Consider the following 12,264-nt stretch of genomic DNA (forward strand, 5'->3'; position numbering starts at 1 on the left):
TCTGGCCGGCGCCGTTTCAATGCCGCTCTTTCCCTGCCGCAACGCCCGGCTGAATGCCGGCCCGAGCCCCCACGGCGCCGGGGCGGGCGCTGTGCCGCAGCCAGCCGTAAAGTTCGGCATTACGCCGGAATCCCATCTTGCGCATAACGCTCATCTTGTGATTGCTGACGGTTTTCACACTGATGTCCAGCATCCGTGCAATTTGCGTTACCCCCATCTCCCGCGTCATGCAGCGCATGATCTCCTGTTCGCGCAGCGTCAGGCCGCGGTGCTGGCATACGCAGTTCATGCCACAACCCGGCCTGCCCGGCCATTTGCTGCGCCGCTCCAGTTCGGCGCTCACCTGATACAATGCCGATACCAGCGGCGTATCGTGGTAAATGACACCGGCCTCCAGCGAGCATCGGGTGCCGACGGTGCGTTTATGCCGCCCCTCCGGCGTTCGCAACGAGAAATACAGCGTTTTGCGCCCTGCGGCCTGCGCCTCAAAGAAGTGACAAAAGCAGCTTTGCACGCCGGGAGGAAAATAGCAGAACACCAGATCGGCTTCGTGAATTTGCTGCGCATCCAGTAACAGCGTGCGCTTGCCGTAAGTGCTGAAATGCAGCGCCAGGGCCTCCTGCCAACCGGCGCTGAAGTAACGGTTTTCATCAAATAGCGCGATTTTTATCATGGTGTTCATCCCTGCCCTCCCGCCGTTCCGGCTTCCCGTTTAACCGCCTGGGCCCCCTTTGTCGGAGCCTGACTGTTGTCGATGCGTAATTCATAAATCATGGTGGCGTTAGGTGGCACTTTCGGCGGATAGCCGGTTTCGCCGTAGGCCAGCGCCGGCGGCACGACCATCGTCAGCGAACCGTGGTTATGCAGATGGCTTATCGCCTCTCTGAACAGCGGCGGATACTCGGACAGCGGTTGCGACAGCACCTTGCCGCTCAGCTCCATATCCTGGATCACCGTGCCGTCGGTCAATTTCTCCTTCACGACCACATCGACCACCGCCGTTGGCGCCAGCGCGCCCTCCCCGGCGTAATCCACCCGATACCAAAAGCCCATCGCCGACTGCTTTACGCCCTTTTGTTGACTGAACTGCGCCAGATAATCTTCATCACGCCGCCGCTGTTCGTTAACGCGTTTCTCACGCGCGGCCATGGCGGCGGCATCCGCCTGCGCCGTCAGCGTATTCAGTTCATCCGGCGGCAGCTGCAAACGCCCCGACACGCTATCGATGACGCCCGCCAACAGGCTGTCGCGGTCCACCGGTACGCCCCAGCTTTGACGCTCCGTCACTACCCCCTGAATATCCCGCCCCAGCGCACTGCCCGCCGCATAGGACAAACGCTTGCGTTCATCCTTCAACTGCTCCGGCGTCACCTCCCATTGCAGCCGCTTATGCAGCGCCAACAGCGCTTCGCGCGCCTGCTGGGTCACTTTCTGCTCATCGGCCCGCTTCTGCTCACTCGCCTCCAGCGCGTTACGCAGAGCGTGCAGTTCCTCCTGGTGCTCGCGCTGGCGTTGTGCAAGCGTCTGCGCCGATGCCTGCGCGGCGGACTCCAGCTCGGTGACGCGCCGTTCGGCCTGCATCGCCGTCGCTTTGGTTTTGGCGGTTTCCTGCGTCGCCTGCCGCAGCAGCGCCTCGGCGCGCTGCGCATCGGGCGAGCCGCGCCAGGCGGCGCCCAGCCCGGCGATCCACTGCTGCAGCGTTGACGAATCAGGCAACGTCGCGACGGGTGGCGCTGCTTTCTCAGCCCGCAGCGCAGTAAGTTCCTGGCGCAACATCGTCAGTTCCATTCGCTGGCGCGCCAGCTGTTGGTCACGCGCCAATAATTCCTGGCTCAGCGTAAAAGCTTTGGCCGGTGAAGCAGGCTGGTGGGTGTCCGGCGGACGCTTTGCCGGCTCACGCTTTTTTTGCCCCGCCCCGCGGTCGGCGGGCGCCGCGTTTTCGCTCTTCGGCGCGGTGTTCTGCCGTTGATACTGCTCGGCAAACTGCAGCAGCGCCGGCACGCCGTCGTCCGCCTGCGCGACGCCGGTGAACAGCAGAGCCGCACAGCCCAGCAGGCGCAGCCTCATTTAACCTGCTCCCCGCGATCCGCCAAGCCGGTCAACACCGCCTGATTCACTCCGGCGCACAGATAGTTGACCTTGTAGCGATACAGCGCATCCACCGTCTCCTGCGTGTCGCCGTTTACCCGTGCACGCAGGTTGGCGTACTGCGAAGCGCCGCTCATCAGGCTGTCGAAGGCCTGTTTATAGCGCTGATACTGTTTCTCGTCGATCGTGCGCAATGCACCCAGTTGCTGCTGGCACTGCTGCAGCTGCTCGGCCTCACGCTGCTTGCGCAAAGCCTCTTCTGACGGAGCTTGCACAGCCTGATTTTTGGTGTTCACGGCGGGCTTGCCCGACTTTTGGTTTTGACAGGCGGCGGCGCTCAACGCCAACAGGCACAGCAGGCTCATGCGCAGAGCGCGATTGAGGGGCTTTATCATCATTGCGTTTTTTGTCCTTGTAGACGCTTATTCGTATTCCAACGTAAAGGTGGCCACCGCGCTGAAGGTGCCGCGGCCGATGGACTTCGTTTGGATGGCCTCCGGCTCCCCCTGCACATAGGCCTGCAGCGTGAGCGTGGTGTTGCCGGCATTCAGGCGGAATTTATCGCTGGCCCGATTGAGCGGCAGCGCCTTGCCGGTGCTGTCCTCCAGCCCGATGCCGATCCCCGAGGCCAGGCTGCCGGCATCCAGCGCCAACAGGCCGGGTAGCTTAGCGTCCTCGGTGCCGGTAAACGTGATGGCCACCGTATTGCCCAGGCTGAGATCGCACTCGGTCAGGTGCAACGCGAAGCTTTGGCTATGGGTACGGGTGTTCAGATACAGGTATTTGTCGACGATGGTGCCGAAATCCAGTTGGATATCCTCATCTCCCGGCTGAATGACGCACGGCTCGGCTACCAGCGTACCGTGAAAGCGCATGTTTTCCGCCGCAGTCGCCGGCGGCGCCATCATGCCGGCCGCCATGACCATGCCTGCCCCCAACAGCGCGCTCCGGCGCCGGTTCGTCTCTGTCGCGCGCATGTCGCCACTCCCTTTGGTTGTGCTTGCGCCGGTCCGACGCAAGCGGCGTATTAGTCGTAATAAAGGCGGAAATCGATCGCCGCACGGTAGGCGCCGGCGCTCAGCGTCGCCGGGGTTCGCACCGGCGTCACCGTATACGTCAGGGTGTTTTGCCCCGGCGTCAGCAAGATCGGTTTGTTACGCGCGCCGAGGCGCACCGGCAGGCCGCTGGCATCCGCCAACTGCAGCCCCAAGCCGGTGACGCCGGCTACCCTGACCAAACCCGGCGCGTCGTCATCCGCAGGCGCGGCAAACGCCACGGACACCGCAGGTTGACTGCCGCTCCAGGCCAGAACCCCGGTCCAGGCGTCGCGGTTGCTCGCCGGCGCCCGCAGACAGTCTTTCAGCGTCAGCTCGAACGCCACCGGCGTGCCGCGATCGCCCGGGCGCTGGAAGTGCGCCGTCCCCGTCTCCCCCAGCCACACTTCCTGACGAGCGGTGGTCATTTCCAGACTGCAGGCGCTTTCCGTCAACGCGCCGTAGACGTGGAGCGTGCCGTTCGCGCCCTCCACGTCCCAGTTGTCCACCGCGCGGGCCGGCGGCATCAGCATCAGCATCGTGCCTGCCGTCAGCGGTACCATCAGCGCGGCCAATACCGTCAGGCCGATAGTGCGTCGCTGATGACGTTCATAGGCCTTTCCCAACAGCATGGGGATCTTTCGTTGCATGATTCGTTCACTCCGCTGTATTCACTCTGTCTTCCCTGCTTGCGCGCGGATCGTCATTTGGCGACCGGCACGACCTGGCAGGCATTGCCGGCGCAGCGGAAGTTCAACTGCGGCCGCCCACCGTAATCGTTGATGTATGCCAGCGACGGGCCGTTGCCGAGGCTCGCGGCGGAGACGTTCAGCGGGGCACTGGCCTTCGGCGCCACCATCAGCGGTTCAAAGCCCGCCGCTCCTTTTCCGCCCTTGCCGGCGCTCGCCTCAACGATCGTCACGTAATAAGGGGTCGGGTTGTTCACCACGTACTTGTCGCCCTGCCGGGTCAGCGTCAGCTGCTCCTGCCACGGTGCGGCGTTCTTTTTCGGGGCGAGCGCCGCCGGGCGATAAAACATTTTGATGCGCGTCTGCAGCGCTATCTGCAGCGTGTTCGGCTTATTGCTGCGCGGCGGGATCTCGCGCAGGTTGAAGTAATACAGCGTCTCCCTGTCCTGCGGCAGCTGACGCGCGGCCGGCAGCGACTGGATCTTCACCTGGCTCGGTTTACCCGGCTCCACCCGTTGCACCGGCGGCAGCACGGTGAAAGGGCTTTGGATTTTGTTGCCGCGATCGTCTTCGATCCATCCCTGCGCCAGATACGGCAACTGTTTGTTCTGGTTACTGATGTTGAGACTGACCGTTTTCAGGTCGCCGTCGAAAATCACGCGCGTGCGATCCAGCGCGATAGCCGCATGAGCGGGCAGGCTGACCGCGCCGATCGTCAACGCGGCGGCGAGCGGGCCCACAAGGAAAACGGTCTTTCTGGTCATAGTCAGATTCATCATGTCTTCACGGTTCCAGTCGGCCGTAAGCGGACGAGCCCGCCCCGGCGGTTTAGCGGCGGAGCGGGCTCCGCCGGGTGTATGTCAGTTGGCGTCAGCCGCCGGCTTGCTGCCGGCAAGAGGACGGCAAGGCAGCAGCAACGTATTCATCAACATTTCGGCCGGCAGCGGCGACGGCAGCTGGATTTCACACTGCGCCGCGCCGTTCCAGTGCACGCTCATGCGCTCGCCGGGGTTAAGGCCGGACAGGTAAACGCTGCCGCCGTCATTGATGATGCCGGTCTCCTGTTTGCGGGCATTCAGCACCGTGGCGCCAAACGGCGGCTCGCTGCCGTCCGCCAGCTTGACGATCGCCATCGCCTTCTCACCGGCAATCACTTCAAACTTGCGGTAGCCGATGGCCCCCTCGGTCAACGTGGCCTGCACCACGGAACGCGTCGCCTCGACGTTGTCGCTCAGGCTGTTGAGATCGATGCTGGCCTTGTTGCGGTAGTAGCTGTTTACATCCGCCACCACCGCCTTGCCGTAACGGTTGGTCAGCACCGTACTGCCGTAGCCGCGCACCGGCACACCGGCGACGCCTTCGGTATCGAGCAGCAAGCGCGTCCCGCCCGGCGTGTTGACGCGGTGCAGCACCGCCCCTTCCGCCGCCATCGTCAGGCCGCCCTGCGCACCGATGCCGACGGCGCTGTAGCGGCCGGCCTGGTAGCTGGCGTTGGCGTTGATCTGCGCCATGTCGCCCTGATGGCTGTAATAACCGCTGGCCGTCGCTCCGCTGCGTGCGGCGCCGGCGCTGATCTGATAGTTGTTGTGTTCATCGACCCGGTTGTAGTACCCGACCCGGTGAGCGTTCTCTTCGCGATCGAGCGTCATGTTGTAACTGAGCGTGCCTGCACTGCCCCAGGGCAGCGACAGCGACAGATACATCCCGTCGTCGTTGCGCTCGTTATAACGGTTGCGATAGGCCGACAGCGACACGCTGACGTTCTTGAAATCGCCGATGTCGAAGTAGCGCGATACCATCAGGTTGTAACGATCGTTCGGCGCCCGATCCCAGTAGGTTTGGTGGCTGTAGTTGAGATAGGTGCTCAGCCCCAGTTCGCGGAACTGCTTGTTGAAGGTGATGGTGTACATCTCCTTGCTCTTGCCGCTGCGCCCCCCTTCGTAACGCGCATCCAGGTAGTCCCCCATGCTCATGAAATCTTCCTGGGAGAAGCGGTAACCGGCAAAGGTGACCTGGCTGTCGTATTCATCGAAGTTCTTCGAATAGCTCAGCCGGTACGAACCGCCGGTCAGCGTGCCATCCTGCGGCAAACGCGCACGCGACTGCGTGGCATCGAACGACAGCGCCCCCAGCGCCATCAGATCGCGCCCGATCCCCAGCGACAGCGCGTTGTAATCGCCGCCGGCGATGCCCCCGCCGTACAGCGACCAGCCGTTGCTGATCCCCCAGGAGAACTCGCCGGTGCCGAACATCGGCCCGCGCAGATGGTGCCCCCACTCTGACGGTTTGCCCGTCGCCAGCTTGTAACGCACCGTACCCGGCCGCGTCAGATAAGGAATGTTGGCGGTGTTCATCTTGAACTCCTGCACGCTGCCGTCTTGCTCTTCGACACGCACGTCCAGCTCGCCGGAAACCGCATCGTTGATGTCCTGAATGCGGAACGGCCCCGCCGCTACCTGCGTTTCATACAGCACGCGCCCCTGCTGGCTGACCACCACCTTGGCGTTGGTTTTCGCCACGCCGGTCACTTCCGGCGCATAGCCGCGCAGGTTGGGCGGCAACATGCTGTCGTCGGATCGCAGACTGACGCCGGTAAAGCGCAGGCTGTCGAAAATGTCGGAGTTCAGGTAATCCTCACCCATCGTCAGCCGCGAACGCAGCGCCGGGATCGCCCGGTAGGCGTAATAGCGGCTCCAGTCGAACTGTTTATCGGTAGGCTGAGAAGAACCGGTCTGATGGTTGAGGTTGGCCTGCCAGTCGGCGCGCAGACGCCAGGCGCCCAGGTTGGCGCCACCGGTACCGTTGCCGCTCAGGCTGTAACTGCTGCCGCCTTTCTGATGCTTTTGCGTTTGGGCGTTGACGTTATAGTCAAACAGCAGCCCGGGAATACCGTCATCCCAGCGCGAAGGCGGGTCCCAGTTTTCCGAGCTGTATTCCAGATAGGCCTGAGGAATGTTCAGATACAGTGAGGAGCTGGCAAGATCGCCGCGGGCTTCCATCCCCGCCAGACTGGAAGCGTCAAGGCAACGGCCGCCGTGCGTCCAGTTCAGCGTGCTTAACAGTTTTTCTTTCAGCCCCAGTTGGTTGACCAATTCCGGCGAAAGACAGGCTTCGCTGCCTTTTGGATCGTTCTCGGGCGCCATAAACGTTACCGGCTGTTCCGGCAGATCGTTCTTATTGACGTGCACCACCATGGTATAAACGCCCGGCATGATGTAGCCGCTGCGCGTAAATTGGCTCAGATCGATATTTTTACGATCGTTGATGTCCAATACGTCGGTATTGAATTGAATCACGTCGGCGGCATAGACCAACGCGATTGGATTTCCCAGAGAAAGGGCAACGCAAAGCCCCAAGGCCTGAAGACGAAATAACTTCCCTGCCGGTGAAAGCATAATAAAGTCCTTTCAATAACGAATTAACCGTCAGTACGAGAAAAAATCAAAAATAATCCAGCTTAAAACGCACTGTGGAAAAATACGCTCCCACCTTCAACGGCTGGTGATTCGGCATCAACGTCATGGAATAATTCAGCACTCGGTTTCCCGGTATTATTCCCTCCATCGGCAAAGGTTTCCCTGGAATAACCGCCGTGCCGCTGCTGTCTTTTATCTCCAAGGCAACGCCGCGCGCATCGCCCTGTACGCCAAACAGAGCACCTTCCGCATAACCATCAAACGTGACCTGAAAGAATTTCCAGTCAGGCTTGTTTTCCGGCCGTTCCAAAATGCAATTGACCAATTCGATACTGAAAGGTTTGGTCATCCCCTGGCCGTCACGAATGATCTGTCCGAGAGGAATAGTGTCCATATCGATCGTCTGATCGCGGCTGCCGGCAGCAATGGCGCAGGCGGTGTCGATAATGGCGCCGTGCATGTTGACTTTGCCCCACCCCTGCGCGGCGGAAATTGCATAGCCGGGCGCAAACGCCAACGACGCCAAAAGAACGGCACCCGCTCGATTCCTTGGTAAAAACATCGCGACATTCCTTTGACAGGGAGATTCACCAGGCATGCGGCGAACCCCATGCCTGGTTGATTAAGCCTTCGGACTCACTTACTGATAAGCCAGGGTGAAATCGGCTACGGCAGTGAAATCGCCCGGAACGATGGCGGCGGAAGCGCCTTCACCCTGCAGGTAGGCGGCGAAATGCAGAGTGTTGTTGCCGGTGTTCAGGGTCTGCGCGGTAGTCGCTTCACCCAGTTTGATCGGCTGACCATTGTAAGAGATGGCTACGCCGGCGCCGCTGGCGGTACCCGCGATACCCAACAGATCCTTGTCGGTGGACGACGCTACGCCGCTGAAGGTGGTTTTAACGGTTTTCAGCGTGGTGATATCACACTGCTCCAGTTTGATTTCAAACGGACGCGGGTTGGATTTGCCGCCGTTTTTCAACGCCACGTTGGAAACCTGGCCCAGATCTACGGTCTGATCGATCGACTCGGGTGCAATAGAGCATGGCGCATCAATAATAGAGCCCGTGAAGGTGACCTTACCGTGTCCCTGATCGGCTGCCTGTGCAAAAGAACTTGCGCCAAATGCAATCACTGCAGCCATCATGATTTTGTTAAGTTTCATAGAACCTATATTCCTTATAAGAAAAAATGCATATTCCAATCAAGAAAAAGAGCAACAGGAAACCCGCTCGCGCTTATATATGCGCAGCCCTGATTCTTTAGCATCTTGCTGGTTGGTTAACTGCCAAAACCCAAAGGCACCGACAATAAACATGTCGATTACGGCAAGTTCGCAGCGGCCCACCCATTAATGAATTCGTCATATAAAAATAAACAAAATCACAACAGGCAGAGACCAATACTTTCTAATCCGCCCTTCTTGTCCGGCGATGAATATTCTGGCAAATGCCTCCAAGCAAAAAAAGGCTTTTTTTGATCAAGGCGAACATTCGCAATTTATTTCCTAATTGAAGTTAATTTACTGTTATTTTTAGGCTCATAGATCGTAAAAGATGCTTTTATAGAGCAATATCCTGTTTTTCTGTGATTCCCAAGTAATCAGATCGCAAAGTGGCACTTTGTGAATATAATAAACCAAAATTTTAGGTTTCAGCGTGACGCCACCCCTGCCTTGGTATAGGTAAAAACGGGGCGGGCAACGCCTTTTTTTTCAATCCTGATAAATAGATAGGATTTTTCTTTGTTCGCGTTTTACCTCGTTGTTGGTAGGCAGCGAAAGTTTGTTTTTTCTTAGGAATACGGCAATCGGAATACAGAGGAAGTGCTATGGAAGCGTTATCTCCGAAACAAAAGGAAATACGGCAATTGCAGCACGATCTGCTGCAAACATTATTTGCGCAGTCACCCCGCAAGTGCCCCGTCGCCGGTCTGCCGCCGCCGCAGCAATGGCTATCGACGCGGCAACTGGCCAATGCCGTTAACGTCGGTGTTTACCGGGCTCGGCGGCTGTTGTTGGATCTTGTCGCCCGGCAAAAAGTGATTGTGACGGACGGCTCTATCAACAACTCGTTGAGGTGGTATCCCACCGCGTTGCTGAACGGTGATAACGACGGCATCCCCAACAGAGATGCCCTCACTCCCCTTTAACGGAATAAATATGGCCAACCGGCCTGATTGGCGATATTTCATTGCGGAGTAATGCCGCACACTATTTATATATATTGGGATATTATCGTGAGAAAAACAGCCCTGCTATTTTTACGTTGCTGCCTGGCATTATCTTTCTTCATGCTGCTTGGCAATGCCAACGCATTTACCTGCCGCACGTCCGATGGCGGACTGATTCCACCCGGGGGCTCGACCACGCCGGTTGACGTCCGGGTACGCATCGGGCCACAGCTTTCTTATGGCAAAAACGAAATCGTCAACGTCAGCCAGGTCACCTGTAAAAACGACGTCGCGAGCTGGTATGACTATCTCAAAACCGACAGCCCGGCGCTGTCGATGAACAGTGCGATTTTTGGCACCATCGGCAGCGGTACCACCATCAACGGCAGCGATTACAACTCTCCGGTGCCATCAGGTATCAGCGTACTCAGCCTTACCGGGTTACAGACCCAGTCGGTCGCCATCCGGGTCTATATCGTGTTGAACCGTTTCCCAACGCCGGACATCAAGGTGAACAAGGGCGACGTCATCGGCCAAATAAACTTTATTCAGACCAACGATCAGCCGGGTTGCCCGCAGTGCGGCGTTTATCGCTGGCGCCTGATCGCCGACAACGACGCCTACTTCGTCACCACCAGTTGCACCATCAACAACGGCCAGCAAATCAATGTCGACTTTGGCCAGATCCGCCAGGACTTTCTGACTCAAAGCGCCAGCGACGCCCAAATCAAACAGGACAAGGCGCTCAGCTACCAGTGTGACGACCAGAGCGCGACGCAGGATATTCTGATCCGCATGGTCAGCGACGCCAGTGGCTTCTCCAGCGATTTTATCAAAACCAGCAACCCTAACGTCGGCGTGGCCATGGTGTACAACGGCGCGGTGGTAAAGCCCAACAATGCCTTCAGAACGCGCATCGTCAACGGGCTGGGCAACGACACCGTAACCTTTGTGCCGGTGAAGAACAATGTGCCTTACACCAGCATCGCCACCGGCCCGCTGTCAGGCTCGGCCACGCTGATCTTCAGCGCACCTTGAAACGGGAGCCAGAATGAACATGACGAAAAAAACACGCTGCGCTCTGCTGTGGTCGCTGAGCCTGATCAGCGCCACCACCCAGGCCGCCGACCAGGGCACCAAGGTCAACATCACCGCCACCGTGGTGGCGCCTCCGCCTTGCGTGATCAATGACGGGCGCACCATCGATATCGACTTCGGCAAGGTCGGCATCAAGCGCATCGACGGCAATCGCTATATGCAACGCATCGATTACAGCATCAAATGCGAGTTTCTGGATAACAGCCGCCAGCTGAAAATGAAGATCATGGGCGGCGCGGCGGCCTTCGACGGCAGCGTGTTAACCAGTAGCGTCAATGGATTGGGCATCAAGCTGTTGGCCAACGGTAAGGCCTTCGCCATCAATACGCCGCTGAACATCGATTACGCCAATCCGCCGACGCTTGATGCAGTGCCGGTGAAAAACAGCGCCGTCACCCTGGCGGAAGGCGATTTCACCAGCGGCGCCACCATGCTGGTGGACTACTTTTAATCACCGCGACCCAGGAACTCGCGAAAAAAAGCCGCAACGTCTCCGTTGCGGCTTGGTCGAGAATCTTGCGCCCGGGGCGCGCGCCTCACATCAGGGTATTTAGCCGAAGATCCCGCCGAACCACTGGCTCAGCTTCATCATCACCATATCCCAGATGCGGCTGAAGAAGTTGCCCTCTTTCACCTCTTGCATCACCACCAGCGGGTGTTGCTCGATGGTTTTGCCGTCCAGCTGGAAATCGATGGTGCCGACCACCTGGTTTTTCGCCAGCGGTGCTTCCAGCGTCGGCTGGGTCAGCTTGTAGCTGGCCTTCAGGTTTTTCATCTGCCCTTTCGGAATGGTGACCGAGGCGTCTTTCGCTACGCCGAGCGGCACTTCGCTGACGTCGCCGAACCACACTTTCTGGGTGACGAACGGCTTATCGGCCTTGATCGGCGTCGCGGTTTCATAGAAGCGGAAGCCCCAGGTCAGCAGCTTTTCGCTTTCACTGAAGCGTACGCGATCGCTCGGCGCGCCCAGCACCACCGAGATCAGACGCATCGGGCCGTCGGTGGCCGACGCCACCAGGTTATGGCCGGCGCCGCTGGTGTAACCGGTCTTGATGCCGTCGACGTTCAGGTTGCTGCTCCACAGCAGGCGGTTACGGTTAATCTGGCGGATCTTGTTAAAGGTGAACTCTTTTTCTTTATGCAGCGCGTATTCGTCCGGCACGTCGCGGATCAGCGCCTGGCTCAGCAGCGCCATGTCGCGCGCCGTGCTGTACTGCCCTTCCGCATCCAGACCGTGCACCGTCAGGAAGTGGGTATTCTGCAGGCCCAGGGATTTGGCGTAGTTGTTCATCAGGCCGACGAACGAATCCTGGCTGCCCGCCACGTAGTCCGCCAGCGCGATGCTGGCGTCGTTGCCCGACTGGATCACGATGCCCTTATTCAGCTCCAGTACCGGCACCTGATCGCCCGGCTTGATGAACATCAGCGAAGAACCGCGCAGCGCCGGGTTACCGGGCGCCCAGGCGTCTTTGCCGACGGTGACCAGGTCTTCCGGCTTGATCTTGCCGGCCTTGATCGCCTGGCCGATCACGTAGCTGGACATGATCTTGGTCAGGCTGGCGGGATCGAGACGGGTGTCGGCATTGCCTTCGGTCAGCACCTTGCCGCTGTTGTAATCCATCAGAATGTAGGCCTTGGCGTCTACCTGCGGCGGCGCCGGCGGCTCGGCCGCGTGCACGGCCGGGGCGGCCAGCAACAGGATGCCTACGCTGAAGGTCAGTTTTTTCAGGGAAGTGGATAAGTTTTTTTTCATCATGACGTCGCCAGAGT

At 59.2% G+C, this 12,264-nt stretch carries 13 protein-coding genes; 3 read left to right on the forward strand and 10 right to left on the reverse strand.

What is annotated here, in order from left to right; all coding sequences use genetic code 11:
* Nucleotides 1-16: 16 nt before the first annotated feature.
* The 9 genes from ACUXAC_RS11465 to ACUXAC_RS11505 all read right to left on the reverse strand — a co-directional run bounded on the left by ACUXAC_RS11465 (nt 17) and on the right by ACUXAC_RS11505 (nt 8,389).
* Entirely contained in the window at nt 17-682 is a 666-nt protein-coding gene (locus tag ACUXAC_RS11465) for a helix-turn-helix transcriptional regulator (protein WP_084826512.1), read from the reverse strand.
* Nucleotides 679-2,067, reverse strand: a complete 1,389-nt coding sequence (locus ACUXAC_RS11470; protein WP_141969853.1) for an FKBP-type peptidyl-prolyl cis-trans isomerase N-terminal domain-containing protein — start codon at nt 2,065-2,067, stop codon at nt 679-681. Before ACUXAC_RS11470 ends, ACUXAC_RS11465 begins: the two co-directional genes overlap by 4 nt.
* Nucleotides 2,064-2,486 carry a hypothetical protein gene (locus ACUXAC_RS11475; protein WP_141969855.1) on the reverse strand — a complete coding sequence of 141 codons (423 nt, stop codon included), beginning with the start codon at nt 2,484-2,486 and terminating at the stop codon, nt 2,064-2,066. Before ACUXAC_RS11475 ends, ACUXAC_RS11470 begins: the two co-directional genes overlap by 4 nt.
* Nucleotides 2,487-2,510: 24 nt before the next feature.
* The gene (locus ACUXAC_RS11480; RefSeq protein WP_060421587.1) at nt 2,511-3,065 is read right to left on the reverse strand and encodes a fimbrial protein; all 555 of its coding nucleotides are present in this window, start codon (nt 3,063-3,065) and stop codon (nt 2,511-2,513) included.
* A 50-nt stretch (nt 3,066-3,115) separates the two neighbouring features.
* Nucleotides 3,116-3,754 carry a fimbrial protein gene (locus ACUXAC_RS11485; protein ID WP_063989367.1) on the reverse strand — a complete coding sequence of 213 codons (639 nt, stop codon included), beginning with the start codon at nt 3,752-3,754 and terminating at the stop codon, nt 3,116-3,118.
* Between the two features lie 71 nt (nt 3,755-3,825).
* The gene (locus ACUXAC_RS11490; RefSeq protein ID WP_048321394.1) at nt 3,826-4,590 is read right to left on the reverse strand and encodes a fimbria/pilus periplasmic chaperone; all 765 of its coding nucleotides are present in this window, start codon (nt 4,588-4,590) and stop codon (nt 3,826-3,828) included.
* Nucleotides 4,591-4,671: 81 nt separating this feature from the next.
* Nucleotides 4,672-7,206 carry an outer membrane usher protein gene (locus ACUXAC_RS11495; RefSeq protein ID WP_072271313.1) on the reverse strand — a complete coding sequence of 845 codons (2,535 nt, stop codon included), beginning with the start codon at nt 7,204-7,206 and terminating at the stop codon, nt 4,672-4,674.
* Nucleotides 7,207-7,252: 46 nt separating this feature from the next.
* Nucleotides 7,253-7,789, reverse strand: coding sequence for a fimbrial protein (locus ACUXAC_RS11500; RefSeq protein WP_060421578.1), 537 nt, complete (start codon nt 7,787-7,789; stop codon nt 7,253-7,255).
* 78 nt (nt 7,790-7,867) lie between these two features.
* Entirely contained in the window at nt 7,868-8,389 is a 522-nt protein-coding gene (locus tag ACUXAC_RS11505) for a fimbrial protein (protein WP_025302212.1), read from the reverse strand.
* 665 nt (nt 8,390-9,054) lie between these two features.
* Here ACUXAC_RS11505 and ACUXAC_RS11510 point away from each other — a divergent pair.
* The 3 genes from ACUXAC_RS11510 (at nt 9,055) to ACUXAC_RS11520 (ending at nt 10,945) form a co-directional block, all read left to right on the forward strand.
* A complete protein-coding gene (locus ACUXAC_RS11510) occupies nt 9,055-9,375 on the forward strand; it encodes a hypothetical protein (protein WP_047728024.1) in 321 nt (106 codons plus the stop codon).
* Between the two features lie 141 nt (nt 9,376-9,516).
* On the forward strand, nt 9,517-10,434 hold the full coding sequence (locus tag ACUXAC_RS11515) for a fimbrial protein (protein ID WP_072265445.1): 918 nt from the start codon (nt 9,517-9,519) through the stop codon (nt 10,432-10,434).
* A 19-nt stretch (nt 10,435-10,453) separates the two neighbouring features.
* Entirely contained in the window at nt 10,454-10,945 is a 492-nt protein-coding gene (locus tag ACUXAC_RS11520) for a fimbrial protein (RefSeq protein WP_225528983.1), read from the forward strand.
* A 99-nt stretch (nt 10,946-11,044) separates the two neighbouring features.
* Here the strand turns inward: ACUXAC_RS11520 and ACUXAC_RS11525 are convergent, their stop codons facing one another.
* Nucleotides 11,045-12,250 carry a serine hydrolase gene (locus ACUXAC_RS11525; protein ID WP_038881127.1) on the reverse strand — a complete coding sequence of 402 codons (1,206 nt, stop codon included), beginning with the start codon at nt 12,248-12,250 and terminating at the stop codon, nt 11,045-11,047.
* Nucleotides 12,251-12,264 lie beyond the last annotated feature (14 nt).

This window comes from Serratia sp. 121840015-1, from assembly GCF_053627655.1.